Here is a 25,932-nt window from a genome sequence, read left to right as displayed (position 1 = left end):
CATCGCAGGCAGAACATGATTCGGTCTCATCAGCGGCGGGTCTTGTGGAGCCCCCCTCCGCGAATGACACTATCCAAGCAAGCACTCGTTCAAATAGCGATCCCACGACTCCGGCCCGCCCACCAGGAGGCAAGGACATCATGCGCCAGCACGACACGCTGTTCATCGGGGGCGACTGGGTGGCTCCCGAGGGCACCGGGACCATCGACGTCATCTCCCCCCACACCGAGGAGGTCGTCGGCCGGGTCCCGGACGGCACCCCCGCCGACATGGACCGGGCGGTGGCCGCGGCCCGCCAGGCGTTCGACCACGGACCGTGGCCCCGGATGACGATGGCCGAGCGCGCCGCCGTCGTGGGCAGGCTCGCCGAGATCTACGCGGCCAGGCAGAGCGAGATGGCCGAGATCATCACCGAGGAGATGGGCTCGCCCATCACCTTCTCCCAGATGGCCCAGGCCTCCCAGCCGCTCGGCATGCTGCAGTACTACGCCGAGCTCGGCACGACCTTCCCGGTGGAGGAGGAGCGGCCCGGCACGTTCGGCCCGGTGGTCGTACGGCGCGAGCCGGTCGGCGTGGTCGCCGCGGTCGTCCCGTGGAACGTCCCGCAGTTCGTCATCATGATCAAGCTGGCCCCCGCGCTCGTCGCGGGCTGCACGGTCGTGGTCAAGCCCGCGCCGGAGACCCCGCTGGACGCCTACCTCCTGGCCGAGATGGTCAAGGAGGCCGGGATCCCCGACGGCGTCGTCAACATCGTCGCCGCCGGGCGCGAGGCCGGCGAGCACCTGGTCTCCCACCCCGGCGTGGACAAGGTCGCCTTCACCGGCTCCACCGCGGCCGGCCGGCGTATCGGGAGCATCTGCGGCGAGCAGCTCAAGCGCTGCACGCTGGAGCTCGGCGGCAAGTCCGCCGCCATCATCCTGGACGACTGCGACCTGTCCTCCGCGATGGGCTTCCTCTCGATCGCCTCGCTGATGAACAACGGCCAGGCCTGCGTCGCCCAGACGCGCATCCTGGCCTCCCGCAGCCGCTACGACGAGGTCGTGGACGCGGTCGCGGCGATGGTCCGGAGCATGCCGGTCGGCGACCCCGCCGACCCCGCCACCGGCATCGGCCCGCTGGTCGCCAGGCGCCAGCAGGAGCGGGTCGAGGGCTACATCAAGATCGGCATCGAGGAGGGCGCCAAGCCCGTCGTCGGCGGCCTGGACCGCCCCCACGACCGGGGCTGGTACGTAGCCCCCACGGTCTTCGCCGGCGCCACCAACGAGATGCGCATCGCCCGCGAGGAGATCTTCGGCCCGGTCCTGGCCGTCATCCCCTACGAGGACGAGGCCGACGCGGTCCGCATCGCCAACGACAGCGACTACGGCCTGGCCGGCACGGTGTGGACCGCCGATGTCGAGCGCGGCATGGACGTGGCCCGCCAGGTGCGCGCCGGCACCTACGGCGTCAACCTCTTCATGATCGAGAACAGCTCCCCGTTCGGCGGCTTCAAGAGCAGCGGCCTCGGCCGCGAGCTCGGCCCCGAAGGCCTGGCCTCCTACCTGGAGTACAAGTCCATCGCCCGGCTCGGCTGAGAGATCTGCCGGGACGTGCCGTACGGCCCGCGGGGGAGCCGTACGGCGCGTCCTGCCGAGATGGACGGCCCAGCACGCCCCCGCGACGCTGGGCAACCGCCTGACTGCATGAAGTATGTCCCACGACCACCGGGTGATGATGGTTCGTGTCCCGTGGACTTCTCCTGACGGATTTCATCCATCCGCTTTAGGTAGACGGCATTCATCCGCGATCGGTTCGCGGAATCACCGCCAAAGTTTGCCGGGCGATCTCCAGTTCCTCGTCCGTGGGCACCACCGCGACCTTCACCCGCGAGTCCTCCACCGAGATCAACCCCTTGCCACCGGAGTTGCGCGCCGGGTCCAGGGCGATCCCGAGCGGCTCCAACCCCGCCAGCGCCCGTGACCTGACCAGGGAGGAGTTCTCCCCCACCCCACCGGTGAACGCGATCACGTCCACCGTGCCGAGCACGGCGTAGTAGGCCCCGACGTACTTGCGCAGCCGATGGCAGTAGACCGACAGGGCCAGCTCGGCGTCCGGATCCCCGGCCGCCACCCGCCGCTCCACCTCCCGCATGTCGTTGTCGCCGCAGAGGCCGAGCATGCCGCTGCGCCGGTTGAGCAGCGTGTCGATCTCGGCGAGGGACATGCCCGCGGCCCGCCGCAGGTGGAGGACGGCGCCCGGGTCGACGTCGCCGCTCCGGGTGCCCATCACCAGGCCCTCCAGCGGAGTCATGCCCATCGAGGTGTCCACGCACCGACCGGCCGCCACCGCCGAGGCGCTGGCGCCGTTGCCCAGGTGCAGCACGATCACGTTGGCCTCCGGCCGGTCCGCCAGCGCCGCCGCCTCCCGCGAGACGTAGGCGTGCGACGTGCCGTGGAAGCCGTAACGGCGGATGCCGAACCGCCCGGCCGTCTCCCGGTCGATCGCGTAGGTCGAGGCCTCCGCGGGGATCGTGGCGTGGAAGGCGGTGTCGAAGACCGCCACCTGCGGCAGGTCGGGGCGCAGCCGCCGTGCCACCTCGATGCCGGCCAGATTGGCCGGGTTGTGCAGGGGCGCGAGCGGGATGAGGTCCCTGATCCCCGCGACCACCTCGTCGGTGATCGGCGTGGGCTCGGTGAAGGCCGTGCCGCCGTGCACCACCCGGTGCCCGATCGCGGTCAGCTCCGGCGAGTCGATCCCGAACCCCGCGGCGGACAGCTCCTCCGCCGCGGACTCCAGCGCCGCGGCGTGGTCGGCCACGGGTGAGCCCTCCTCACCGATCCGCTCGATCGTCCCCGAGGCCAGGCGCACCGCCTCCCCGGGCCCGACGGACAGGAGCCGGTACTTCACCGAGGAGGACCCGGAGTTGAGAACCAGGACGCGGGTCATCGCACGGCCTCCTGCGCCTGGATCGCGGTGATGGCGACGGTGCTGACGATGTCGGTGACCAGCGCGCCCCGCGACAGGTCGTTGACCGGTTTGCGCAGGCCCTGCAGGACCGGGCCGACCGCGACCGCCCCGGCCGAGCGCTGCACGGCCTTGTAGGTGTTGTTGCCGGTGTTCAGGTCCGGGAAGATCAGCACGGTCGCCCGGCCGGCGACCTGCGAGCCGGGCAGCTTGGCCGCCGCGACCCTCGGGTCCACCGCCGCGTCGTACTGGATGGGCCCCTCGACCAGCAGTTCCGGCGCCCGCTCGGCGACCATGGCGGTGGCCTCGCGGACCTTGTCCACATCGGCTCCGTGGCCCGAGCGCCCGGTCGAGTAGGAGAGCATCGCGATCCTCGGCTCGACGCCGAAGTGCTCGGCCGTCCGGGCCGAGGAGATGGCGATGTCGGCGAGCTGCCCCGCGTCCGGGTCGGGATTGATCGCGCAGTCCCCGTAGACGAGCACGCGATCGGCCAGGCACATGAAGAACACCGACGAGACGATCGAGGTGCCCGGGACCGTCCTGATGATCTGGAAGGCGGGCAGGATCGTGGCGGCCGTGGTGTGCGCGGCACCGGAGACCATGCCGTCCACCCGGCCCGTGTGCAGCATCATCGTGCCGAAGAAGTTGACGTCGGTGAGCACGTCCCCGGCCCGTTCCATGGTGATGCCCTTGTGCGCCCGGAGCCGGGCGTACTCCTGGGCGAAGGTGTCGCGCAGCGGCGAGGTGAGCGGATCGACCACGGCCACCCCCGCCAGGTCCAGGCCCAGATCGGCGACCCGCCGCCGGACCACCTCCTCGCGGCCCAGCAGGGTGAGGTCGACGATGCCGCGCCGGACCAGGACGTCGGCGGCCCTCAGGATCCGGTCCTCCTCTCCCTCCGGCAGCACGATGTGCCTGCGGCCGGCGCGCGCCCGCTCCAGCAGCATGTGCTCGAACATCATCGGGGTGACCCGCTCGGAGCGGGCCAGCTCGATGCGGTCGGCGAGATCGGCGGTGTCGACGTGCGCGTCGAAGTGGCCGAGCGCCGTCTCGGTCTTGCGTGGATTCTCCGCGGTGAGCCGCCCCTCCAGCCCGCCCAGCGTGGTGGCGACGGCGAAGCTGCCGTCGGCGGCCGACAGGACCGGCAGACCGGGTGAGAGCCGCGAGGTGAGCGCCCGCACCCCCTCCGTGGGCGTCTCGCCCAGCGTGAGCATCACCCCGGAGAGCCGTACCGTGCCCGCCGCCTCCGCGGCGGCCGCCGCCACCAGCAGGTCGGACCGGTCACCCGGGGTGAGCAGCAGCGCGCCGTCCACCAGATGCTCCAGGAGCACCGGCAGCGTGGCACCGCCGAACACGAACCCGGTCACGTCCCGGAGCAGCCCCTCGGCGTCCCCCTGGATCTGCTTCGCCTGCACGGCGTCCGCCACCTGCCCGACGGTCGGCGCCGAGAGCGCGGGGTGCTCGGGGATGACGTAGCAGGGCACCGGCAGATCCGGCTCGACGACCATCTCGGGCGGCACCCGGTTGGCGATCACCGCCAGGACCGTGCAGCCCAGGTCGGAGAAGACCTGGTAGCCGGTGCGCATCTCCCTGGCGATCTCGTCTGCGGCGTCGGCGTGCGCGCCCACCACCACGATCACCGGGGCGCCGAACTCGGCGGCGAGGCGGGCGTTGAAGGCCAGCTCGCGGGGAAGGTCGTCGGTGGCGAACGAGCTGCCCAGCACCAGCAGCGCGTCGCACTCGCGCTCCAGCGTGTGGAAGCGGGAGACCAGCCGGCCGATGAGCTCCTCCGCGCCCCGCCTCGCGTAGATGTCGGCGGCGTCCTCCGCGGTCACCCCGATCGCCGCCGCAGCCGGCCGGTACCTGTCCTCGATGAGCGCGGAGGCGCGCCTTCCCCGGGCGATCGGCCTGAACACCCCGGTCCGGTCGACGCGGCGGCTCAGCAGCTCCATCAGGCCGAGCTCGACGATCTGCCGTCCGTCACCGGGGCCGAGGCCCGCCACGTAGATGCTTCGCATACGCGATTACCCCCGCCTCGACCAGTTGCCGCACATGTGCAGGACTAAACCATGCCGGTCCAGCGCCCGATCCGGCGGACCAGCTCCGGCGTGGCCGCCGACTCCGCGTGGCCGTACCCGGGCTCGATCCAGAGCTCCTTCGGGCTCCGGGCCGCGTCGTGGATCTGGTGGGCGTGATCGAGCGGGAAGAACGTGTCCGCGTCGCCGTGCACCACCAGCAGCGGCGTCGGCGCGATCTCCGCGGCGGCCTCGTACGGTGCCAGCGGCACCGGGTCCCACGCGCCCCTGGCGATCCGCGTCCGCTTCCCCAGCCGTGCGGCCAGCCGCCCGACCGGCCGCTCGATCGCCCAGTGGACCTGGCGCATCGGCCGGGTGCCCCGGTAGTACCACCGGGCGGGCGCGCTCACCGAGACCACCGCGTCCACTCCTGCGAGCTCGCGGTCGAGCCCACGGTCGCGCTCGCCCCGCGCCTCGCCCGCTCGGCTCCGGCTCGCCGCACCCTGCCCACGGTCGCGCTCGCCCCGCGCCTCGCCCGCTCGGCTCCGGCTCGCCGCTCCGGCGACCCCCGCGTGCCGCAGGACCACCGCCCCGCCCATCGAGAAGCCGACGGTCACGATCCTGCTGTAGCCGATCACCCGCGCGTGCCGGACCGCCGCGTCCAGGTCGAGGATCTCCAGATCCCCCACGGTCGACTCCCCGCCCGACCGGCCGTGCCCGCGGAAGTCGAGCGAGACGACCCCGCCGAACTCGCTGAGCACGTGGGTGATCCGCCGCGTGGGACGTTCCCTGAGCGAGCCGGTGAACCCGTGGGCCAGCACGATCCCCAGGTCGGCGGCCCCGCGTGACGGAGTGTGCGCGGCATCGATCCGGACGTTGTCGGCGGTCCTGAGCATCACGGGGAACGACGGCGCAAAAGACATGGCCAGAGCTTAGAGAGTGATCGAAATCATGGCGTGCCCGGATCCGGGGCACCCGCCGAGGCCGCCGACCACATGACGACAAAAAGGTAGACAGTGGATGAATTGGGGCACTTCACCAGGAGAGCGCATGAGCGATTGCGCGCATCAACTAAAATGGTAAGGCCGCACGGTCCGCGGCCAGCCTCCACGATCACAGAGTGAGACTCCATCATGCCTTTGAACAGCCGCGACGACCTGCGGAACATCGCGATCATCGCGCACGTCGACCACGGCAAGACCACTCTCGTGGATGCCATGCTCTGGCAGTCCGGAGCCTTCCGGGCCAACCAGGACGTCGATGACCGCGTCATGGACTCCAACGACCTGGAGCGCGAGAAGGGCATCACCATTCTCGCGAAGAACACCGCCGTCAAGCACGGCGACATGACCCTCAACATCATCGACACCCCCGGCCACGCCGACTTCGGCGGCGAGGTGGAGCGCGGCCTGTCGATGGTGGACGGCGTCGTGCTCCTGGTGGACGCCTCCGAGGGCCCGCTGCCGCAGACCCGGTTCGTGCTGCGCAAGGCGTTCGCCGCGAAGATGCCGGTCATCCTCTGCATCAACAAGGTCGACCGCCCCGACGCCCGCATCAAGGAGGTCGTGGACGAGGTCTACGAGCTCTTCATGGACCTGGACGCCACCGAGGACCAGATCGACTTCCCGATCGTCTACGCCTCGGCCAAGGCCGGCCGCGCCTCGCTGAACCGTCCCGAGGACGGCGGGATGCCCGACTCCGAGGACCTGGAGCCGCTCTTCCAGGTCATCAAGGAGACGATCCCGGCGCCGACCTACGACCCCTCCGCGCCGCTGCAGGCCCACGTCACCAACCTCGACTCCTCGTCCTACCTGGGCCGGATCGCCCTGCTCCGCGTCCACCAGGGCACCATCTCCAAGGGCCAGCAGGTCGCCTGGTGCCGCACCGACGGCAGCATCCAGCGGGTGAAGATCACCGAGCTGCTGATGACCGAGGCGCTGGAGCGCAAGCCCGCCGAGAAGGCCGGCCCCGGTGACATCATCGCGATCGCCGGCATCCCGGAGATCATGATCGGTGAGACGCTGGCCGACCCCGAGGACCCGCGCCCCCTCCCGCTGATCACGGTGGACGAGCCCGCCATCTCGATGGTCATCGGCACCAACACCTCCCCGCTGGTCGGCAAGGTCAAGGGCGCCAAGGTCACCGCCCGCATGGTCAAGGACCGCCTCGACAAGGAGCTCGTCGGCAACGTCTCGCTGCGCGTGCTGCCGACCGAGCGCCCGGACGCCTGGGAGGTCCAGGGCCGCGGCGAGCTGGCGCTGGCCATCCTGGTCGAGCAGATGCGCCGCGAGGGCTACGAGCTGACCGTCGGCAAGCCCCAGGTCGTCACCAAGACGATCGACGGCAAGCTGCACGAGCCGGTCGAGCGGCTGACCGTCGACTGCCCGGAGGAGTACCTCGGGGCCGTCACGCAGCTGCTGGCCGTCCGCAAGGGCCGCATGGAGCACATGACCAACCACGGCACCGGCTGGATCCGGATGGAGTTCGTGGTCCCGGCCCGCGGCCTGATCGGTTTCCGGACCGAGTTCCTCACCGAGACCCGCGGCACCGGCCTGGTCCACCACGTCTTCGAGGCCTACGAGCCGTGGTTCGGCGAGCTGCGCACCCGCAACAACGGCTCCCTGGTCGCCGACCGCTCGGGCCCGGTGACCGCGTTCGCCATGCTGAACCTGCAGGAGCGCGGCGTGCTGTTCGTCTCGCCGGGCACCGAGGTCTACGAGGGCATGATCATCGGTGAGAACTCACGCTCCGACGACATGGACGTGAACATCACCAAGGAGAAGAAGCTCACCAACATGCGCTCCTCCACGGCGGACGAGACCGAGAAGGTCATCCCGCCGCGCCAGCTCTCCCTGGAGCAGGCGCTGGAGTTCATCCGCGAGGACGAGTGCGTGGAGATCACCCCGGACGCCGTGCGCATCCGCAAGGTCGTCCTCGACGCCTCCACCCGCGGCCGCACGGCCGCACGCGCCAAGCGCGGCAGCTGACAACGCCGGGGCGCCGGGAGACCGGCGGCCCGCGAAAGACCCCGGGACGTCTGGAAGAGGCGCCGGATTCTGCGCACCCGCGGCAGGGTCCGGCGCCTCTTCCATGATGGCCAAACGGATAGCTTTGTTCCATTTGTTGAGGATTGTCGCCTTTCTGGCGAGGTATGGAAACTGTCTGGGCTTCTCCGCGCAGGAGCGGAGGGCAGCCATGACATACGGGGGAATCTTCCATGCTTCGCAGGACGCATATGGCCCTGGCCGCCGCGCTGGGAGCGGGAGTGATCGCCGCCGGCGCGGGGATGTCGGCCGAGGCGACGCCGGAACCGCCGGGCATGCCCGTGGAGGAGACGCCGCCCACTGCTCGGGAGACGTCGCCGGCACCGCTCCAGGAACCTCTCGGACCGACCGCCAGGCCGGCTCACGCCGAGATCAAGGACGTGAACGGCGTGACCGTCGGCGCCCTCGACCTCACGGAGGACCAGGACGGCAAGTCTGAGATCACGGTGACCGTCAACGGCCTGCCCGCCGGGTACCACGGCTTCCACATCCACAACAAGGGCGTCTGTGACCCCAAGTCGATCGATCCCGGCACCGGCAGCCCGTTCTTCAGCGCGGGCGATCACCTCAACCTCGGCCCGGAGTCCCATCCCGGCCACTCCGGCGACCTGCCCGACCTCCTGGTCGGCGCGAACGGCACCGGCAAGGCATCCTTCGTCACCGACCGCTTCCGGGTGGCGCAGCTCATCGACACCGACGGCAGCGCCATCGTCGTCCACGCCGCACCGGACAACCACGCCAACATCCCCGACCGCTACAGCCGCCCGTCGGACACCACCGACCCCGACGCCGAGACGACCATGACGACCGGCCCCGACGAGCAGACGCTGAAGACCGGAGACTCCGGCGGCCGCATCGCCTGCGGTGCGATCGGCATCAGGTGACCGGCCCAGGGCGACCCGCCCCGGTCCGCCCCGGTCCGCCGTCCGGTACCGGGGCGGCGGAGCCCCGGTACCGGTCACCGCGTCCCCGGCCCCCCGGCCCGTCGTCAGACCTCCGTGCGCTCCACGGGGATCCACAGCTCGGCGTCCGCCGTCGTCCCGTCCTGTGACACCTGTGTGCGGGAGATCTCGGGGCCGGGCCTGCTCCGGTACGGATTGGAGGGGAACCACTGGGTGAACACGTCCCGCCACAGGTACTGGAGCGCCTGCGGGAACGCGCCCGAGCTCTCGAAGACCGCCCACGTGCCCGCCGGGACGGTGAGGACCTCCATGTCCCCGGGCGCGTCGGCGCCGGTCACCACGCCGCAGTAGTAGTCGAGTTCGGTGCCCTCCTCCCGGCTCTCGTCGATGTGGTGGGCCACGCTCACGACCCCCCTCGGCTCCTGGTCGGAGAGGTCCTCCATGCGCCGCATGGTCTCCTGCCCGACGCTCCGCACGAACTCGGCGATCGCCGGGTTCATCCCCTCGTGGACGAGGGGGACGCGCGCCTTCCTGCCCACCAGCCGGAACTCGTCCTTCTCCACGATCCGGTATCGCATGCTGCCGCTCCCTTCTATGACGAGGCGGAAGGACATCCGTGCCTGGGAGTGCAGAGCCGCACCGGTCCGCCTGGCCTCACCGGGGCCGACGCCGTGCATGGCGCGGAACGCGCGCGCGAACGCCTCACCCGAGCCGTAGCCGTACCGGACCGCGACGTCGAGCAGCGGTTCCCGCCCGGCGATCACCCGGGCGCCCGCGACGGTGAGCCGCCTGCGGCGGATGTACTCCGACAGCGGGATGCCCGCCAAGGCGGAGAACAGCCGCCGGAAGTGGTACTCCGACGTGACGGCGATCCGCGCGAGCTCGGCCACCTCGATCGGCTCGTCGAGGTGCCGCTCGATGTGCTCCATGGCCTGGTTCAGCCGTTCCAGCACTCCCGGCCTCCTTCCCTTACGATCACCCACGCTAGGCGGGGACCGCCCCGCCGGACCCGACATCCCGTGCCCGGTCCGGTCGGGTCCGGTGGGCCGCGGCGGCCGTCTCCCCCGATCCGCCGCCGCAGGGGCGCGGCCTAACCGAGGACCGCGTAGACCGTGGTGGCGTGGGCCGCGGGAGAGGGGTCTCCGGCCGCCGTGAGGGTGACGTCGGCGAAGGCGAGGGTGCGGCCGAGCTTCGTGACCCGCACCTCGACGAGGACGTCCTTGCCGGTGACCGGGCGCTGGAAGGTCGTGGACTGCTGGACGGTGGTCATCGGCACGAACCCGCCCCGGGCCGACGAGATCGCGATGACGGTGGCGGTGTCCGCGGCGGCCATCATCGCCTGGCCCGACATGCCCCCGCCCTCCCTGGCCAGCCGGTCGGACCAGGGCAGGCGCAGGACCGCGTGGCGTTCTCCCAGGTCCTCGACCGTCAGGCCGAGCTCCTGCACCCAGGGAGCGAAGTTGGCACTCAGGATCTTGTCGCCGTCGGCGGGCTGCAGCGTCATCCTGCCATCTTGACCCGGCGAGGCCCGGTTGAGGAGCCCCGAACCGCCCTCCCCGGCCGCCGGGCCCGCTCAGGAGGCCGGCGGGGGCGGCCCTAGTCCGCCGGGAGGTGGGCGGTGAGCCACTCCACGAGCGGGGTCAGGTCACGCCAGATCGCACGGACCCGGTCGGCGACCTCGGGGGTGTGCACCCAGGCCTCGGGCTCGAAGCGGCGGCCCGCGTGCAGGGAGCGGTGACGGAGCAGGTCGAGGCGGGGATGGTCCTCGGGGACGCCGCGCGGGCGGGTCTTGAGCCGGTCGCCCTCGACCGCGTAGCCCGCAGCGCGCACCCCGTCCATGATCTTCTCCAGCGGGGAGCCGCTGAGCTCCTCGTCGACCGCCTCGCGGTAGCGGGCGAGCTGCCCGCCCTGGGCGGTGTAGAGCCCGGCCCCGGCGTAGAGCCCGGCGGCGTCGACCTGCACGTAGTAGCCGATGGCCTCACCGGTGGCGACGTAGGCCCCCTGGTGGGTCTTGTAGGGGGACTTGTCCTTGGCGAACCGCACGTCGCGGTTGGGCCGGAACAGGTGCACGCGGCCGAACTCGGCCTCCAGCTCCTCCCCCAGCGCGACCATGGGCGCCTTCACCGCCTCCTCGTAGAGGTGCCGGTGGCCGGTCCAGTAGGCCTTGGAGTTGTCGGCCTCCAGGCCCTCGTAGAACACGAAGGCGTCGTCGGGAAAACCGCTGAAGCTCATGGCGCTCATCGTGCCACCGGCCTCCGACAGTTTGCGTCAGCGCCGGGTGTGGCGCCTGCCGAGGGCCGGCGCCTTGCCGTACAGCTCCGACAGCGTCACGATCGTGTACTTCTTGTCCGCCAGGCCCTTCAGCAGCTCCGGGACCGCCTCGACCGTCGTGCGGTGGATGTCGTGCATGAGCACGATGGAGCCGGGCGCCGCCCGCACCGCGCGGCGGAGCACGACCGAGGTGTCGCGGTCGAGCCAGTCCTGGGTGTCGACGCTCCACAGGATCTGGGCCAGCCCCTGGCGGCGGCTCTCCTCGGCGACCCGCCGGTCGGTGGCGCCGTACGGCGGACGCATGAGGACCATCCGCACGCCCGTCTCCCGCTTCACGATCTTCTGTGTACGGCGCAGCTCGGACCTGATTCCCTCCTTCGACAGGCCGGTGAGCTGCGCATGGCTCCAGGAGTGGTTGCCCAGCTCGTGTCCCTCGGCCACCATGCGGCGCAGGTCGCCTCCGCCGTTCTCCTCCACCATCCTGCCGACCACGAAGAAGGTGGCCCTGGCCCGGTGCTCGGCGAGGGTGTCGAGCAGCTCCCCCGTGTGGTCGCCCGGCCCGTCGTCGAAGGTCAGCGCCACGCACTTGACCTTCGCGCAGTCGACCTCCCGAGGCGCGGGCGGAAGGGGGAACCCGGACGCGGGCCACTGCGGCCGGAGTGCGGCGAGCCGCTCGGCCCGTGTCTCGGGGTCGACCGGAGGACCCACCGGGACGGCCGCCACCGACCAGGCTCCGAGCAGCAACATCATCGGCACAACCCAGACCCGCACGCTTCCCCCCGAAAGCAGAGCAGGGGCACCCCTAAGCGGCTTTCAGCCGCGTCCCCCCGCGAAACTCACATCACTCCCTTCCCCCATAATCAGACATCAGGCTCCAATCTTCCTCATTGAACCGCTAGTGATCCGGTGTCTCCCGGGGCTCGGTGACGACCATCACGAACCTGAGCGGGCCCTGTCCGCCGTTGGCGTAGCGGTGCGGGCGGTCCGCGCTGAACACGACGGCCCCGTCGGTGCCGACCACGTGGCTCCTGCCGTACACCGTCAGGGTGAGCTCGCCTTCGAGGACCGTCAGCATCTCGCGGGTGCCGGGCGGGTGCGCGTCGCCGTCGTGGTGCTCGCCGGGGGCGAGCCTCCAGTCCCACAGCTCCAGGATCGCCGGGGCGTCGGTGCCGACGAGCAGCCGTGCCGAGCTGGCCTCGCCGTGCGGGAAGGCGACCATGTCGGCCGCGTTCACGACCCGGACCACCGGAGTGTCGGAGACCTCCACCATCCGCGCGACCGTGACGCCGAGCGCGTCGGCGATGCGGGTGAGCGTGTTGATGCTGGGGTTGGTCCGCCCCTGCTCCACCTGGACCAGCATGCCCCGGCTCACCCCCGACCGTGCGGCGAGCTCGTCGAGCGTCATCTGCCGGTGCGCCCGCTGGGCCCGCACGTTGTTGGCGATCGCCGCAGTGATCGTTTCGGGATCCATGAGTGCAGTCTAGTGAACTTGATTTGCACTGTAGTGCACCTTATGTGTTGTACTAATAGTTCAATCCACTGAACCGAGGTGAACGATGACGGCGGTTGTGCTGGCGACGGCCTGCGCCCTGGTGTACGGCACGGCGGACTTCTTCGGCGGCCTGGCCACCCGGAGGTCCCGGGTGATGGCGGTGGTGGTGCTCTCCCAGCTGGCCGGGCTGGTTCTGGTGGCCGGGCTGCTGCCGGTGCTGCCGGGGACGCCCACCGCCGGAGGCGTCGTCTGGGGCATGGCGGCCGGGGTGTCCGGAGGCGTGGCGCTGGTGCTGTTCTACCGCGCGCTCGCCACCGGTGTGATGTCGGTGGTGGCGCCGGTCACCGCGACCACCTCGGCGGGGCTGCCGGTGCTGTTCGGGCTGGCGGCCGGGGAGCGGCCGGAACCGGTGGCGCTGGGCGGGGTCGCGCTCGCCCTGGTCGCGGTGGTGATGGTCAGCCGGGACTCCTCCCCCGCCGCCGCCGGGCGGGGCCGCGGGCCGGTGCTGAGCGCGCTCGCCGCGGGGGCGGGCTTCGGCGGCTTCTTCATCCTGCTCGACCAGGCCCCCGACGGCGGCGGCATGTGGCCGCTGTTCGGCGCGCGGCTCGCCTCGGTCACCCTCATCGCCCTGCTCGCGCTGAGCACCGGCCGCACGCTGCGGCCCGGCCCGGGCGCCCTGTGGACCATCATCGTGGCCGGAGCCCTGGACATGGTCGCCAACGTGCTCTTCCTGCTCGCCACCGAGCGCGGCATGCTCGCCCTCGTCGGCGTTCTGGCCTCGCTCTACCCGGCGAGCACCCTGGTGCTGGCCCGCTACGTGCTGGGAGAGCGGCTGAACGCCGTCCAGACCGCGGGGATCGGCTGCACTCTCGCGGCGGTCGCCCTGATCGCCGCGGCATGACCGTGTTGTGCTGAGGCCAAGCGCTTGTTACGGTCATGCCCGTGCAGCCCGAGCGGGCATCCCTCGATTCCGGGCCGTTCGCGCACACGGCTGTCGCGTACGGCTCTGATGAGGATTTCCTCCGGGTGGTCCCCGGTCTGGTCTCCGGAGGGCTGCGCGAGGAGTGCCAGATCCTGGTCGTCACCTGCGAGCGCAAGCTCGACCTGCTCTCCGGGGCCCTGGGCGAGGACGCCCGCCTGATCGACTGCAGGCCCTCCGACCGGTGGTACGCCCATCCCGTCCGCACGCTCGCCGCCTATCACGACTACGTACGGCAGCGGGACCGGACGATGATCATCGCCGAGCCGCGCTGGTCCGGCTGGACCGGCCGGCAGGCACGGGAGTGGATCCGCCACGAGTCGGTGATCAACACCACGTTCGCCGGGCTGCGCACCGCCGTCTGGTGCCTCTACGACCGGACGACCGCCCCGCGCGACATCCTCCGCACCCACCCGAGCCGGCTGGAGGCCGACGACGTCGAGCCCAGCCGCCTCTACGTACCGCCCGAGCGGTTCTCGCTCCCCGGCGACGAGCTGCCCTTCACCGACCCGCCGCCCGCCGCCGTCGCCGTCGCCTTCACCCCGGAACTCCTGGGCGGGCTCCGCCGTACGGTCAGCGAGCAGGCGCGGCGAGCCGGGATGGACCGCAACCTGATCGCCTCGCTGGTGCTGAGCGTCTCGGAGATCGCGGCCAACAGCGTGGAGCACGGGGCCGGGCACGGGCAGGTCACCCTCTGGCCGCAAGGAGACGAGTTCGTGTGCGAGGTGACCGATCCCGGCGGCGGTCTCGACGACCCTCTCGCGGGGTACCGCCCTCCGGAACCGGAGTCCCAGCGCGGCTACGGGCTGTGGATCAGCCGCCAGCTCTGCGACCGCCTGGAGATCCGCTCCTCGCCGGAGCGGGTGCGGATCCGCCTGTACATGTCACTGCGCTGACCGCTCAGGCGGCCCGGCGCTGCTCGGGCAGGCGGATCGCGCCCTCCTCGTGGGCGTAGTCCTCCAGCATGTTCCGGAGCTGGCGGCGTCCGCGGTGCAGCCGGGACATGACCGTGCCGATGGGGGTGCCCATCCGCTCGGCGATCTCCTTGTAGGCGAAGCCCTCGACGTCGGCGAGGTAGACGGCCACCCGGAAGTCCTCGGGCAGCGAGCGCAGCGCGTTCATCACGACGCTGTCGGGCAGCTGCTCCAGCGCCTCGGTCTCGGCGGACTTGAGCCCGGTGGAGCTGTGGGACTCGGCGGCGGCGAGCTGCCAGTCCTCGATGTCCTCGGCGGCCGAGAGCTTGGGCGAACGCTGCTTCTTGCGGTACTCGTTGATGAAGTTGTTGGTCAGGATGCGATGCAGCCAGGCCTTGAGGTTGGTGCCCTCACGGAACTGGTGGTACGAGGTGAAGGCCTTGGTGACCGTCTCCTGCACCAGGTCCTCTGCGTCCGCAGAGTTGCGGGTCAGACGCATCGCGGACGCATAGAGCTGCCCGGTGACCGGCACGACGTCGCGTTCGAACCAGTCCTGGCGCTGCTCTTCGGTGATCGAGATCATGTCATCCCCCTTGGTACCTTCCCCCCGATGCTGTCCGGCTCGGGTGCGACACACCCTTCCCGCCAGCCTTGCCGATGCTCCCATCGGCCCCGTAAGGGGGCCGTTAAGAGTTCCGCCTGAGAAAAAGGTCCATCTGTGACCGTTCCGTGAGCGGATGAGACACGCCCTACAGTCGGTCGAGTCTCATTAGGGTAACATCCTTTGCTCGATTCAGCCTGAGTTGTGCCTATCATCACATAACTCCAGCTAGGGCTACCTTTGGTGGCATGCACCACGTGGACCGACATGATCCCGCCATCCGCACCTGGACGGCCGAGGCCATCCGCCGGGTCGAAGCCGACGCCAACCGTAGTTGCGACACTCATCTCCACGTCTTCCCGCTGCCCGCGCGATGGGGAGTAAACCTCTATTTGAAAGACGAGTCCGTCCACCCCACCGGTTCACTCAAGCACCGCCTGGCACGCTCCCTTTTCCTGTACGGCCTGGCGAACGGCTGGATCGGCCCCTCGACCACGGTGGTGGAGGCGTCCAGCGGCTCGACCGCGGTGAGCGAGGCCTACTTCGCCCGCCTGCTCGGGCTGCCGTTCATCGCGGTGATGCCCGCCTCGACCTCGCCCGAGAAGATCTCGCTCATCGAGTTCTACGGCGGCAAGTGCCACCTGGTCGACGATCCCGGGGCGATCTACGCCGAGTCCCGGCGGCTGGCCGAGGAGACCGGCGGGCACTTCATGGACCAGTTCACCTACGCGGAACGGGCCACCGACTGGCGCGGCAACAACAACATCGCCGAGAGCATCTTCAGCCAGATGGCGATGGAACCCCATCCCGAACCCGCCTGGATCGTGGTCGGCGCGGGGACCGGCGGCACCTCCTCCACGATCGGCCGCTACATCCGCTACCGCCGCCACCTCACCCGCCTGGCCGTGGTGGACCCGGAGGGCTCGGCCTTCTACCCCTCCTGGTGCTCCGGCGACGCCGCCGTCACCGCCCCCGGCTCCCGCATCGAGGGCATCGGCCGCCCCCGCGTCGAGCCGTCCTTCCTGCCCACCGTGATCGACCGCATGATCCAGGTTCCCGACGCCCGGTCCATCGCCGCGATGCGCTGGGTCCGCGAGGTCACCGGACGCGACGTCGGCGGCTCCACCGGCACCAACGTGGCGGCGGCCGTACAGCTCATCGGCGAGATGCGCGAGGCCGGCGAGCGGGGCAGCGTGGTGACCCTGATCTGCGACGGCGGCGAGCGCTACCGCTGTACCTACGGCGACGACGCCTGGCTGGCGGAACGCGGCCTCGACATCGCCCCCCATCTGGCGGAGTTCCGCGACTTCCTGAACAGGCCCTGACGCCGGGGACACCGGGCACGGCAGGTCTCCGGCAGCACCGAGCCCGGCGCCCCATCGGGGACGCCGGGCTCGGCGGGGACCGTTGCGGGAAGGGCCGGGAGTCCTCAGGAGGCCTTCGCCGGGTCGACCTCGAAGAGCTTCGCCAGGTCGTCGAGGATGACGTGCGCGCCCTGGAGGCCGACGGCGGCCATCCAGGTGGTGTCGTCGACCACGTGCTGCTCGCCCTTGAGCTTGCCCCAGAGCGGGTTGGACTGGAACTTCTCCTGGATGGCCTTGACCTCCGGGTCCTCGTAGGACACGACGAAGATGTGGTCGGCGTCGAGCTGCGGGATGTTCTCCTCGCTGATCGGCACCATGATCGTTTCAGTGGTGGTCGGCTGGTCCTTCGGGCGCGGGAAGCCGACGTCCTTGAGCACCAGGCCCGAGTAGGAGTTCTCCACGTACAGCCGGACGGTCGGCTCACCGGCGAAGCGGGCGACGGAGACCGTGGGCATCTCGCCCTTCTTGGCCTTGATGGACTCGCCGATCTTGGCGGCGCGGTCCTGGTAGGCCTTGATCCTCTCCTCGGCGAGCTCCTCCTTGCCCAGGGCCTGCCCCATGAGGCGGAGGTTCTCCTTCCAGATGGCGCCGGTGGTCTCGCTGAACACCGTCGGCGCGATCTGGGCGAGCTTGTCGTACAGCGCCTCGTGGCGGATCTTGGCCGAGACGATCAGGTCGGGCTTGAGCGCGATGATCTGCTCCAGGCTCGGCGCCTCGAGCGTGCCGACCGGCTTGATGTTCCGGGCCTGGTCCATGACCGGCGCGAGGTAGTCGGGGAGCTTCTCGTCGATCCCGCGGTAGACGGTGTAGCCGACGACCTCGGTGTCCAGGGTCAGCACCGCGTCGACGAAGCTCTGGTCCAGGGCGACGACCCGCTTGGGCTGCGCCGGGATCCGGGTCTCGCCCATGGCGTGCTTGACCGTGCGCGGGTAGGCCGCGGTACCGCCGCCCGCGTCGCTCGCCGCCGGGGCCGGGGACGCGCTCGCGCTGCCGGTCGCGGTGCCGGAAGTGCTCGACCCACAAGCGGCGAGGCCGAGAGACAGTACGGCTCCCGCCACACCTGCGGCCAGGGCACGCAACGCTCTCATCTGGAGTCCTTTCACAAAGGTAAGGCTTACCTCAGTTAGATTAGCCATACCTAAACTGGCATACTCGGACAGGGTCCGGCAAACGAGAGGTATGCGGTGAGCACAGCGATGGCCGTGGCACGGCCGCCGTCCCCCGGCGGCACGCGGACGCTCCGCCGGCGCCGGCTGCTGGTCCTCTCCGCCCTGTTCGGGGCGCTCACCGCGGCGGCCGTGCTGAGCCTCGCGATCGGCGCCAAGCCGGTCCCCCTGACCGACGTCTGGCACGGGCTGACCGATCCGTCCGGGAGCGAGAACGACATCGTCGTGCAGTCGCTGCGCGTCCCCAGGACCGTGATCGGGGTCATGGCCGGGATCGCGCTCGGCGTCGCGGGCGCGCTCATGCAGGGCCACACCCGCAACCCGCTGGCCGACCCCGGCCTGCTCGGCGTGACCCAGGGCGCGGCGTTCGCGATGGTGCTGAGCATCATGGTCCTCGGCGTCACCGGCCTCTACGGCTATATCTGGTTCGGCCTCGCCGGTGCGCTGATCGCCAGCGTGGGCGTCTTCGCCCTCGGCATGGCCGGCGGCCGCGGCGGCCCCACCCCGGTCACCCTCGCCCTCGCGGGCACCGCGGTCAGCGCCTTCCTGTATGCCCTCACCTCGACCATGGTCCTCATGGACGAGCAGGCCATGGACGTCTTCCGGTTCTGGCAGGCGGGCTCGATCGCCGCCCGGGGCTCCGACGTCGCCTGGCAGGTGCTGCCGTTCATCGCCGCCGGGCTGCTCCTGGCTCTGGTCAACGCCCCCGCCCTCAACGCGCTCTCGCTCGGCGAGGACGTCGCCCGCGCCCTCGGCCAGAACGTCACCCTGATCCGGACCGTCGGCGTCGCCGCGATCACCCTGCTCAGCGGGGCCTCGGTGGCGGCCTGCGGAGCGCTCTCCTTCCTCGGCCTGATGGTCCCCCACCTGGCCCGCCCGCTCTCCGGTCCCGACCACCGCTGGCTGCTGCCGTACTCCGGGCTGATGGGCGCCTGCGCCCTGCTCCTGGCCGACGTGGTCGGCCGCGTCGTCGCCCGGCCCGGCGAACTGGAGGTGGGCGTCGTGCTCGCGCTGATGGGCGCGCCCTTCTTCGTCGCCCTGGTCCGCCGCAGGAAGCCGGTCCGGCTGTGACCCCCCCGCCCTCCGGCCCCCCTTCCCCCGCTCCGGTCCCGGCCGGCCGCACGGCCTCCCCGGACGCGCCGGCACCCGCGGTCTCCGTACGGCTCGCGCGCGAGCGGCCCCTGCGCATCGGCCGCCTCTCGTGGCTGCTCCGGCTGCGCTCGGCGGCCGTCACCCTGGTCCTGCTCGCGGCCGTGACGCTGGCGATGGCCCTGACCGTACGCATCGGCGACATCCCGATGACGGTTCCCGAGGTCTTCGAGGCGGTCACCGGCGACGGGCCGAACCACTTCGTGGTGATGGAGCTCCGTCTGCCCCGCGCGCTAACCGGCGCCCTGGTCGGCGCGGCGCTCGCGCTGGCCGGCGCGATCACCCAGGCCATCGCCCGCAACCCGCTGGCCAGCCCCGACGTCCTCGGCGTCACCACCGGCGCCAGCGTGGCCGTGGTCGCGGCCATCGTGACCGCCGGCAGCACCGCGGGCGGTCCCAGCGGCGCCCTGGCCGAGGTCGGCATCCCTCTGGTGGCCCTGGCCGGCGGCCTGGCCGGAGCGCTGACCGTCTACGTCCTGGCCTGGCGCAGAGGGCTGGACGGCTACCGCCTGGTCCTGGTCGGCATCGGCGTCACGGCCGTGTTCACCAACGTGAAGTACTGGCTGCTGACCCTCGGCGACGTCAACGACAGCAGCCGGGCCATGGTCTGGATCAGCGGCTCGCTCAACGGGCGGGGCTGGGAGCACGTCCACCCGGCCGCGCTGGCGCTGGCCGTGCTCGTCCCACCGGCCCTGCTCGGCACCCGCTCGCTCGGCGCGCTGCGCTTCGGCGACGACACGGTGACCGGCCTGGGCGTGCGGACGAACCTGGCCCGCGGCCTGATGATCCTGGCCGCCGTACTGCTCGCCGCGGTCGCCACCGCCTCGGCGGGCCCGATCGCGTTCGTCGCCCTGGCGGCCCCGCAGATCGCGCTGCGCCTGGCCGGGGTGGCCCAGCCGCCGCTGGTGGTCTCCGCCCTGACCGGCGCCGTCCTGACCACCGCCGCCGACCTGCTCGCACGGACCGTCTTCAGTCCCGTGGAACTGCCCGTGGGCGTGGTCACCGCGGTCCTCGGCGCCCCCTATCTGATCTACCTTCTCATCCGCGTACGCAGAGAGGCTCGCTCATGAGGTTGCAGGCCGTCGACGTCAGACTCGGGTACGGCGATCGCGTCATCGTCGACGGGCTCGACCTCGGGATCGAGGCCGGGACGGTGACCACGATCATCGGCCCGAACGGGTGCGGCAAGTCCACGCTCCTGCGCGCGCTGGGACGGCTGCTCAAGCCGTCGGGCGGTGAGGTGCTGCTGGACGGCAAGCGCATCGACAAGATGCCCACCAAGGAGGTCGCCAAGGTGCTGGGCGTGCTCCCGCAGGCGCCGACGGCCCCGGAGGGGCTGACCGTGGCCGACCTGGTGGCCAGGGGGCGTCACCCGCACCAGACGTGGTACCGGCAGTGGTCCTCCGACGACGAGTCGGCGGTCGGTGAGGCGCTGTCCATGACCGGCCTGCTCGACCTGGGCGAGCGCCCGCTGGACGAGCTCTCCGGCGGCCAGCGCCAGCGCGCGTGGATCTCGATGGCGCTGGCGCAGGGCACCGACCTGCTGCTGCTGGACGAGCCGACGACCTTCCTCGACCTGGCCCACCAGGTGGAGGTGCTGGAGCTGGTCCGCAGGCTCCACGGGGAGCTCGGCCGCACCGTGGTCATGGTCCTGCACGACCTCAACCTCGCCGCCCGCTACGCCGACCGCCTGGTCGCCATGCGCGACGGCAAGGTGGTCGCCGCGGGCCCCCCGGCCGAGGTCCTCACCGAGTCCCTGCTCGCGGAGGTCTTCGACCTCGACGCCAAGGTCATCGAGGATCCGGTGGCCGGCACCCCCCTGGTCGTCCCCATCGGCATCCGCCACGCGTAGGACCGCGCCCCGGCGTGGGACCCGCCCCGGGAAAAGCGAACGCCCCTCCGGTGGAGGGGCGTTCGCGCGTGCGGAGGATCAGTCGCCGAGGAGGGCGTCGACGAAGACCTCGGGGTCGAAGGGGGCCAGGTCGTCGGGGCCCTCGCCGAGGCCGGCCAGCTTGACCGGGACGCCCAGCTCGCGCTGGACGGAGATGACGATCCCGCCCTTGGCCGTGCCGTCGAGCTTGGTCAGCGCGATGCCGGTGATGTTGACGACCTCGGCGAACACCTGGGCCTGGCGCATGCCGTTCTGACCGGTGGTGGCGTCGAGGACGAGCAGGACCTCGTCGACCGTGGCCCTCTTCTCGATGACGCGCTTGACCTTGCCGAGCTCGTCCATCAGGCCCGTCTTGGTGTGCAGGCGGCCCGCGGTGTCCACGATCACGACGTCGACCTTGTCCTCGATGCCCTTGGCCACCGCGTCGAAGGCGATGGAGGCGGGGTCGCCGCCCTCCGGACCGCGCACGACCTGGGCGCCGACCCGGTCTCCCCAGGTCTGGAGCTGGTCGGCGGCGGCGGCGCGGAAGGTGTCGGCGGCGCCCAGCACGACCCGGTTGCCGTCGCCGATCAGCGAGCGGGCCAGCTTGCCGGTGGTGGTGGTCTTGCCGGTGCCGTTGACGCCCACCACGAGGACGACGGCCGGGCGCTCGCCGTGCTTGGCGACGTGCAGGGTGCGGTCGATGTCCGCGCCGATCTGGGTGAGCAACTGCTCCCTGAGCAGGCCGCGCACCTCCTCGGGGGTCCGGCTGCCCAGCACCTTCACGCGCGTGCGCAGCTCCTCGACCATCGCCTGCGTCGGGGCGACGCCGACGTCAGCGCCGATCAGGGTCTCCTCGATCTCGTCCCAGACGTCGTCGTCGAGACGGTCGCGGGAGAGCAGCTCCAGCAGGCCCTTGCCGAGAGTGGTCTGCGAGCGGGCCAACCGGGCGCGCAGTCGTACCATCCGGCCCGCGGACGGCGGCGGGACCTCGATCTCCGGGGCGACGGGGACCTCGATCGGCCGCGCCGGGGGCGGGACGGTCGTCGTCGCCTCGTCCTCGCGGACGGTCCTGCCGGGCGGCGCCGCGCGCTCCTCGGGGACCGGCCGGACCTCGGGCGGCCGAGGCGGCGGCGGGGCCGCCTTCCGCCCCTGCCGGAACAGCAAGAACATGCCGCCCGCCGTCAGCAGGACGGCGGCGGCGATGACCAGGATCAGGCCGAGATAGCTCTCCACAACCGCCTAGTTTCCCAGACGGACGGTCATAGTCCGACCTTCTGCCGGTCAGCCGTCGTGTTCTCTCAGTCGCTCTCCCTCAGGCGCTGGCTGATGACCTGGGTGACGCCGTCGCCCCGCATCGACACGCCGTACAGGGCGTCGGCGATCTCCATCGTCCGCTTCTGGTGGGTGATGATGATGATCTGCGAGGTCTGCCGCAGCTCCTCGAAGAGGGTCAGCAGCCGCTGGGTGTTGGTGTCGTCCAGGGCCGCCTCGACCTCGTCCATCACGTAGAACGGCGAGGGCCGCGCCTTGAAGATGGCCACCAGGAACGCCACCGCGGTCAGCGAGCGCTCGCCGCCCGACAGCAGCGACAGGCGCTTGACCTTCTTGCCCGGCGGCCGGGCCTCGACCTCGACGCCGGTGGTCAGCATGTTCTCGGGGTCGGTGAGCACCAGCCTGCCCTCACCGCCGGGGAACACCCGGGTGAAGATCGTCTCGAACTCGCGGGCGACGTCCTCGTAGGCGGCGGCGAACACCTGCTCGACCCGCTCGTCCACCTCCTTGACCACCAGCAGCAGGTCGCGGCGGGTCTTCTTGAGATCCTCCAGCTGTGAGGTGAGGAAGGCGTGCCGCTCCTCCAGCGCCGCGAACTCCTCCAGCGCGAGCGGGTTGACCTTGCCGAGCTGGGCCATCTGCCGGTCGGCCGCGCGGGCGCGTCTCTCCTGCTCCTCGCGGACGTACGGCACCGGCTCCCCGTCGGCCGAGGGCACCGGCTCGGCCGGGCCGTACTCGGCGATGAGGGTCTCGGGTTCGACGCCGTACTCCTCGACGGCGCGGGTCTGCAGCTGTTCCAGGCGCAGCCGCTGCTCGGTCCTGGCCATCTCGCTGCCGTGCACCCGGTTGACCAGCTTGTCCAGCTCCCCGGAGAGCTCGCGCACCCGGACGCGGACGGCCCTGAGCGCGGCGTCGATCTGCCCGCGCGCCTGTTCGGCCTCGTCGCGCTCGGCGGCGGCGGCGGCGAGCGAGCCCTCCAGCGCGCGCAGGGCGTGCTCGCCGCCCCGCACGACGGCCTGGGCGACGCTCGCCTGGCGCCGCCGCCGCTCCCTCAGCTCGGCCGCCCTGGCGCGTTCCTCGCGCTCTCTGGCCGCCGCGCGCAGCAGCCCGTCGGCCCGGCCGGCGATGCCCCTGACCCGCTCCTCGGCCGTCCGCACGGCCAGGCGGGCCTCCATCTCGGACTGCCGGGCCGCCGCGCAGACCTCGGCGAGCTCGTCGCGGAGCTCGGTGGTCGGCTCGGATTCCAGCTCACCGGCGCGTTCGGCGGCGGCGAGGCGCTCCTGCAGCTCCGCCAGCTCGCCCAGGCTCCGCCCCCGCGCCTCCTCTGCGGTCCGCACGCCCGCGGCCAGCCGCTCGCACTCGGCGCGGGCGGCCGTGGCGGCCGCGCCGAGCTGGGCGAGCCTGCGGGCCGCGGCGGCGGAACGCTGGTCGGCCTCCCGCTGCCTGGCGCGGACCGCGTCCAGCGCCGCCTGCGCGGCGTTGACCCCGGCCTGGGCGGTCTGCACGCCGGTCTGGGCCTCGCCGACCCGGGCCTGGGCGGCCTCCACGGCGAGCTGCGCCTCCCCCTCGGCCTCCGCCGCCTCCTCCATGGCCTCGGCCGCCCGCCCGGCGGCGAGACGCGCCTCGGTCAGGTCGGCGGCGGCCTTGTCGAGGGCGGCCCGCATCTGCAGCGCGGTGGCTCCTGCGGCTTCCGTGTCTCCTCCGCCCGCGGCGGCGTGGACGCCGAGGAGGTCCCCGGAACGGGTGACCGCCCGCAGCTCGGGCCACTGCCCGACCACCTTCTCCGCGATCCGGAGGTCGTCGACGACCAGCACGCCCGCCAGCAGGTGCGCGACGGCCGCCCGCAGCTCGGCCGGAACGGTGACCAGGTCGATCGCCCACTCGGCCCCGGCCGTCGGCACCGGTGCCGACGGGGCCGGTGCGCCGCCGGAGGCGATGACGAGATCCGCCCGGCCCCGCTCCCCGGCCCGTAGGAACTCCACGGCGTCGGCGGCGCGGCGCAGCGACTCCACCGCGACCGCCCCGGCGGCGGCGCCGAGCACGGCGGCGACGGCGGTCTCGGCGCCGGGCCGTACCGACAGCATCGCCGCGAGCGGGCCGAGCACGCCCTCGACAGGCCGGTCCTCGGCCAGCAGCGCCGCACCGCCGTCCGCGCCCCTGGACAGGCCCAGTTCCAGCGCCTCGAACCTGGCCTCCAGCGCGGCGACCTGGCGCTGCGCCTCCTGGTCGGCCTTGCGCGCGGCCGTCAGGGCGGCCTTGGCCGCGCCCAGCGCCGCGTTCGGCCCGGCGACGGCCGCCTTCGCCTGCTCCACCACGGCCTTGGCGTCCTCGACGGTCTGCCTGGCCGCCTCCACGGCCTCCAGCGCGATCTCCAGCTCCTCGGCGAGGGCGGGATCGGCGGCCGGGTCGGTCTCCTCCTGACCGGCGTGCTCGGCCTCGGCGCGCTCGGCCCGGTGCTCGGCCTCGGCGAGCGCCCGGGCCAGCCTGCCGATCTCCTCCTCGGCGGCCTCCGCCCTGCTGCGCACCGCGCCGACCTGGCCCCGGAGCCGGGCGAGCCCCTCGCGCCGGTCGGCGGCGGCCCTGGCCTCGGCGGTCAGCCGCCGCTCCTCGGCCGCGAGCGCCCCCTCTGTCTCGGTCCGCCGGGCCACGGCGAGGGCGAGGGACTCGCGCTCGCCCTCCAGCAGCTCCTCCAGGACGCGCTCCTGCTCGCGGATCTCCTCGGCCTCGCGCTCGTAGTCCTCCGGGTCGCGCCCGCGCCGCTCCACGGCCGTGTCGGCGGCGTGCCGGTGCCGCTCGGCGGCCAGCCCGGCCAGGCCGCGCAGACGCTCGCGGATCGAGGAGAGCCGGAAATAGGCCTCCTGCGCGGCGGCCAGCCGCGGCTGGGCCTCGGCCTCGGCGGCCTCCAGCTCGGTCTCGCTCCGCTGCCCCTGCTCCAGCTCCCCCTCGACGGCCCTGCGGCGGGCCAGGACGGCGGCCTCGTCGGCGGCCTCGCGCTCCAGGGTGGTCCGCAGGGTGAGCACGTCGTCGGCGAGCAGGCGGAGCCGGGCGTCACGCAGGTCGGCCTGGATGACGGCGGCCCTGCGGGCGATCTCGGCCTGCCGGCCCAAGGGCTTGAGCTGGCGGCGCAACTCGGTGGCGAGGTCCTGCACCCGGGTGAGGTTGGCCTGCATGGCGTCCAGTTTCCGCAGCGCCTTCTCCTTGCGCTTGCGGTGCTTCAGGACACCCGCGGCCTCCTCGATGAACGCCCTGCGGTCCTCGGGACCGGCGTGCAGCACCTGGTCGAGCTGCCCTTGGCCGACGATGACGTGCATCTCGCGGCCGATCCCGGAGTCCGAGAGCAGCTCCTGGATGTCGAGCAGGCGGCAGGTGTCGCCGTTGATGGCGTACTCGCTCTGGCCGGCCCGGAACATCAGGCGGCTGATCGTGACCTCGGTGTAGTCGATCGGGAGCGCGCCGTCGGAGTTGTCGATGGTGAGCGTGACCTCGGCCCGGCCCAGCGGCGCCCGCGAGGACGTGCCGGCGAAGATGACGTCCTCCATCTTGCCGCCGCGCAGCGACTTGGCGCTGTGTTCGCCCATGACCCAGGCCAGGGCGTCGACCACGTTGGACTTGCCGGAGCCGTTGGGTCCGACGACGGCGGTGATGCCCGGTTCGAAGCGCAGGGTGGTCGCCGAGGCGAAGGACTTGAAGCCGCGCAGGGTGAGGGTCTTCAAATACACGGAAACCCCCTCATCCCCTGGCGGTCATGCAGACCGTCACCTCGGGGCCCGGACGGCGCCTTCCCTCAGCCTCGCGGCGGCGCGGTGCGCGAGCGGCTCGGGGGTGGCGGCCGGGGCCCAGGCCGGATTACCGGCGCGTCCTTGCGGGGAAGACTACCGTTCTTCACCCGCGCCCGCCCATGCACGGCCTAGGGTGCCCTCCATGGAAGTGGAATGCGGCGAGGGGAA

Annotated in this window: 21 protein-coding genes; 9 read left to right on the top strand and 12 right to left on the bottom strand. The window is 71.9% G+C overall.

What is annotated here, in order from left to right:
• Window positions 1–140 precede the first annotated feature (140 nt).
• Entirely contained in the window at window positions 141–1,574 is a 1,434-nt protein-coding gene (locus HS041_RS32195; protein WP_196444629.1) for an aldehyde dehydrogenase, read from the top strand.
• 202 nt (window positions 1,575–1,776) lie between these two features.
• Here the strand turns inward: HS041_RS32195 and HS041_RS32190 are convergent, their stop codons facing one another.
• From HS041_RS32190 to HS041_RS32180, 3 genes are read right to left on the bottom strand one after another with little or no spacing between them, the layout of a single operon-like run.
• Window positions 1,777–2,925, bottom strand: coding sequence for an acetate/propionate family kinase (locus tag HS041_RS32190; protein ID WP_196444628.1), 1,149 nt, complete (start codon window positions 2,923–2,925; stop codon window positions 1,777–1,779).
• Window positions 2,922–4,961: a phosphate acetyltransferase gene (gene pta, locus HS041_RS32185; RefSeq protein WP_196444627.1), complete on the bottom strand. Its 2,040-nt coding sequence runs from the start codon at window positions 4,959–4,961 to the stop codon at window positions 2,922–2,924. Before pta ends, HS041_RS32190 begins: the two co-directional genes overlap by 4 nt.
• Window positions 4,962–5,005: 44 nt before the next feature.
• Window positions 5,006–5,881 (bottom strand): alpha/beta hydrolase, encoded by an 876-nt coding sequence (locus tag HS041_RS32180; RefSeq protein ID WP_196444626.1) that lies wholly within the window; start codon window positions 5,879–5,881, stop codon window positions 5,006–5,008.
• 210 nt (window positions 5,882–6,091) lie between these two features.
• On the opposite strand from HS041_RS32180, the gene typA reads away from it, so the two are divergent.
• Both typA and HS041_RS32170 read left to right on the top strand, forming a co-directional pair.
• Window positions 6,092–7,945 (top strand): translational GTPase TypA, encoded by a 1,854-nt coding sequence (gene typA, locus HS041_RS32175; RefSeq protein ID WP_196444625.1) that lies wholly within the window; start codon window positions 6,092–6,094, stop codon window positions 7,943–7,945.
• Between the two features lie 230 nt (window positions 7,946–8,175).
• Complete coding sequence (locus HS041_RS32170; RefSeq protein WP_196444624.1) at window positions 8,176–8,886, top strand: superoxide dismutase family protein; 711 nt, start codon at window positions 8,176–8,178, stop codon at window positions 8,884–8,886.
• 104 nt (window positions 8,887–8,990) lie between these two features.
• On the opposite strand, the gene HS041_RS32165 is transcribed toward HS041_RS32170, so the two are convergent.
• From HS041_RS32165 to HS041_RS32145, 5 genes are all read right to left on the bottom strand, one after another.
• Window positions 8,991–9,857 carry an AraC family transcriptional regulator gene (locus HS041_RS32165; RefSeq protein ID WP_196444623.1) on the bottom strand — a complete coding sequence of 289 codons (867 nt, stop codon included), beginning with the start codon at window positions 9,855–9,857 and terminating at the stop codon, window positions 8,991–8,993.
• A gap of 137 nt (window positions 9,858–9,994) precedes the next feature.
• A complete protein-coding gene (locus HS041_RS32160) occupies window positions 9,995–10,408 on the bottom strand; it encodes a PaaI family thioesterase (RefSeq protein WP_196444622.1) in 414 nt (137 codons plus the stop codon).
• A 92-nt stretch (window positions 10,409–10,500) separates the two neighbouring features.
• On the bottom strand, window positions 10,501–11,136 hold the full coding sequence (locus tag HS041_RS32155; protein WP_196444621.1) for a DUF2461 domain-containing protein: 636 nt from the start codon (window positions 11,134–11,136) through the stop codon (window positions 10,501–10,503).
• 36 nt (window positions 11,137–11,172) lie between these two features.
• On the bottom strand, window positions 11,173–11,946 hold the full coding sequence (locus tag HS041_RS32150) for a polysaccharide deacetylase family protein (protein ID WP_307845544.1): 774 nt from the start codon (window positions 11,944–11,946) through the stop codon (window positions 11,173–11,175).
• Between the two features lie 124 nt (window positions 11,947–12,070).
• Window positions 12,071–12,646 carry a helix-turn-helix domain-containing protein gene (locus HS041_RS32145; protein ID WP_196444620.1) on the bottom strand — a complete coding sequence of 192 codons (576 nt, stop codon included), beginning with the start codon at window positions 12,644–12,646 and terminating at the stop codon, window positions 12,071–12,073.
• Window positions 12,647–12,731: 85 nt separating this feature from the next.
• Here HS041_RS32145 and HS041_RS32140 point away from each other — a divergent pair, with 85 nt between their 5' ends.
• Both HS041_RS32140 and HS041_RS32135 read left to right on the top strand, forming a co-directional pair.
• Entirely contained in the window at window positions 12,732–13,568 is an 837-nt protein-coding gene (locus HS041_RS32140; RefSeq protein ID WP_196444619.1) for a DMT family transporter, read from the top strand.
• 35 nt (window positions 13,569–13,603) lie between these two features.
• The gene (locus HS041_RS32135) at window positions 13,604–14,542 is read left to right on the top strand and encodes a sensor histidine kinase (RefSeq protein WP_230880055.1); all 939 of its coding nucleotides are present in this window, start codon (window positions 13,604–13,606) and stop codon (window positions 14,540–14,542) included.
• 4 nt (window positions 14,543–14,546) lie between these two features.
• Here the strand turns inward: HS041_RS32135 and HS041_RS32130 are convergent, their stop codons facing one another.
• On the bottom strand, window positions 14,547–15,143 hold the full coding sequence (locus HS041_RS32130; protein ID WP_196444617.1) for a sigma-70 family RNA polymerase sigma factor: 597 nt from the start codon (window positions 15,141–15,143) through the stop codon (window positions 14,547–14,549).
• A 266-nt stretch (window positions 15,144–15,409) separates the two neighbouring features.
• Here HS041_RS32130 and cds1 point away from each other — a divergent pair, with 266 nt between their 5' ends.
• A complete protein-coding gene (cds1, locus tag HS041_RS32125) occupies window positions 15,410–16,486 on the top strand; it encodes an L-cysteine desulfhydrase Cds1 (protein ID WP_196444616.1) in 1,077 nt (358 codons plus the stop codon).
• A gap of 104 nt (window positions 16,487–16,590) precedes the next feature.
• Here cds1 and HS041_RS32120 read toward each other — a convergent pair whose 3' ends face one another.
• Entirely contained in the window at window positions 16,591–17,613 is a 1,023-nt protein-coding gene (locus tag HS041_RS32120) for an ABC transporter substrate-binding protein (protein ID WP_196444615.1), read from the bottom strand.
• Between the two features lie 96 nt (window positions 17,614–17,709).
• Here HS041_RS32120 and HS041_RS32115 point away from each other — a divergent pair, with 96 nt between their 5' ends.
• The 3 genes from HS041_RS32115 to HS041_RS32105 are packed head-to-tail and all read left to right on the top strand — an operon-like array spanning window position 17,710 to window position 20,692.
• Window positions 17,710–18,762 carry a FecCD family ABC transporter permease gene (locus tag HS041_RS32115; RefSeq protein ID WP_196444614.1) on the top strand — a complete coding sequence of 351 codons (1,053 nt, stop codon included), beginning with the start codon at window positions 17,710–17,712 and terminating at the stop codon, window positions 18,760–18,762.
• On the top strand, window positions 18,759–19,910 hold the full coding sequence (locus HS041_RS32110; RefSeq protein WP_196444613.1) for a FecCD family ABC transporter permease: 1,152 nt from the start codon (window positions 18,759–18,761) through the stop codon (window positions 19,908–19,910). Before HS041_RS32115 ends, HS041_RS32110 begins: the two co-directional genes overlap by 4 nt.
• Window positions 19,907–20,692: an ABC transporter ATP-binding protein gene (locus tag HS041_RS32105; RefSeq protein ID WP_196444612.1), complete on the top strand. Its 786-nt coding sequence runs from the start codon at window positions 19,907–19,909 to the stop codon at window positions 20,690–20,692. The genes HS041_RS32110 and HS041_RS32105 overlap by 4 nt, the downstream gene beginning before the upstream one ends.
• 78 nt (window positions 20,693–20,770) lie before the next feature.
• Here HS041_RS32105 and ftsY read toward each other — a convergent pair whose 3' ends face one another.
• Both ftsY and smc read right to left on the bottom strand, forming a co-directional pair.
• The gene (gene ftsY / locus HS041_RS32100) at window positions 20,771–21,946 is read right to left on the bottom strand and encodes a signal recognition particle-docking protein FtsY (RefSeq protein ID WP_307845543.1); all 1,176 of its coding nucleotides are present in this window, start codon (window positions 21,944–21,946) and stop codon (window positions 20,771–20,773) included.
• A 65-nt stretch (window positions 21,947–22,011) separates the two neighbouring features.
• On the bottom strand, window positions 22,012–25,704 hold the full coding sequence (gene smc / locus HS041_RS32095) for a chromosome segregation protein SMC (RefSeq protein WP_196444611.1): 3,693 nt from the start codon (window positions 25,702–25,704) through the stop codon (window positions 22,012–22,014).
• Window positions 25,705–25,932 lie beyond the last annotated feature (228 nt).

Source organism: Planomonospora sp. ID67723 (assembly GCF_015711605.1).
Taxonomy (GTDB): Bacteria; Actinomycetota; Actinomycetes; order Streptosporangiales; family Streptosporangiaceae; genus Planomonospora_A.
Note: the sequence above shows the minus strand (reverse complement) of the source record. Positions and strands in the feature narration are given on the sequence as shown.

Excerpts from the sequence above, each read along its gene's own strand:
- HS041_RS32195 (WP_196444629.1), top strand. The coding sequence starts at position 141 with ATGCGCCAGCACGACACGCTGTTCATCGGGGGCGACTGGGTGGCTCCC.
- HS041_RS32190 (WP_196444628.1), bottom strand. The coding sequence starts at position 2,925 with ATGACCCGCGTCCTGGTTCTCAACTCCGGGTCCTCCTCGGTGAAGTAC.
- pta (WP_196444627.1), bottom strand. The coding sequence starts at position 4,961 with ATGCGAAGCATCTACGTGGCGGGCCTCGGCCCCGGTGACGGACGGCAG.
- HS041_RS32180 (WP_196444626.1), bottom strand. The coding sequence starts at position 5,881 with ATGTCTTTTGCGCCGTCGTTCCCCGTGATGCTCAGGACCGCCGACAAC.
- typA (WP_196444625.1), top strand. The coding sequence starts at position 6,092 with ATGCCTTTGAACAGCCGCGACGACCTGCGGAACATCGCGATCATCGCG.
- HS041_RS32170 (WP_196444624.1), top strand. The coding sequence starts at position 8,176 with ATGCTTCGCAGGACGCATATGGCCCTGGCCGCCGCGCTGGGAGCGGGA.
- HS041_RS32160 (WP_196444622.1), bottom strand. The coding sequence starts at position 10,408 with ATGACGCTGCAGCCCGCCGACGGCGACAAGATCCTGAGTGCCAACTTC.
- HS041_RS32155 (WP_196444621.1), bottom strand. The coding sequence starts at position 11,136 with ATGAGCTTCAGCGGTTTTCCCGACGACGCCTTCGTGTTCTACGAGGGC.
- HS041_RS32145 (WP_196444620.1), bottom strand. The coding sequence starts at position 12,646 with ATGGATCCCGAAACGATCACTGCGGCGATCGCCAACAACGTGCGGGCC.
- HS041_RS32140 (WP_196444619.1), top strand. The coding sequence starts at position 12,732 with ATGACGGCGGTTGTGCTGGCGACGGCCTGCGCCCTGGTGTACGGCACG.
- HS041_RS32135 (WP_230880055.1), top strand. The coding sequence starts at position 13,604 with ATGCCCGTGCAGCCCGAGCGGGCATCCCTCGATTCCGGGCCGTTCGCG.
- HS041_RS32130 (WP_196444617.1), bottom strand. The coding sequence starts at position 15,143 with ATGATCTCGATCACCGAAGAGCAGCGCCAGGACTGGTTCGAACGCGAC.
- cds1 (WP_196444616.1), top strand. The coding sequence starts at position 15,410 with ATGCACCACGTGGACCGACATGATCCCGCCATCCGCACCTGGACGGCC.
- HS041_RS32120 (WP_196444615.1), bottom strand. The coding sequence starts at position 17,613 with ATGAGAGCGTTGCGTGCCCTGGCCGCAGGTGTGGCGGGAGCCGTACTG.
- HS041_RS32105 (WP_196444612.1), top strand. The coding sequence starts at position 19,907 with ATGAGGTTGCAGGCCGTCGACGTCAGACTCGGGTACGGCGATCGCGTC.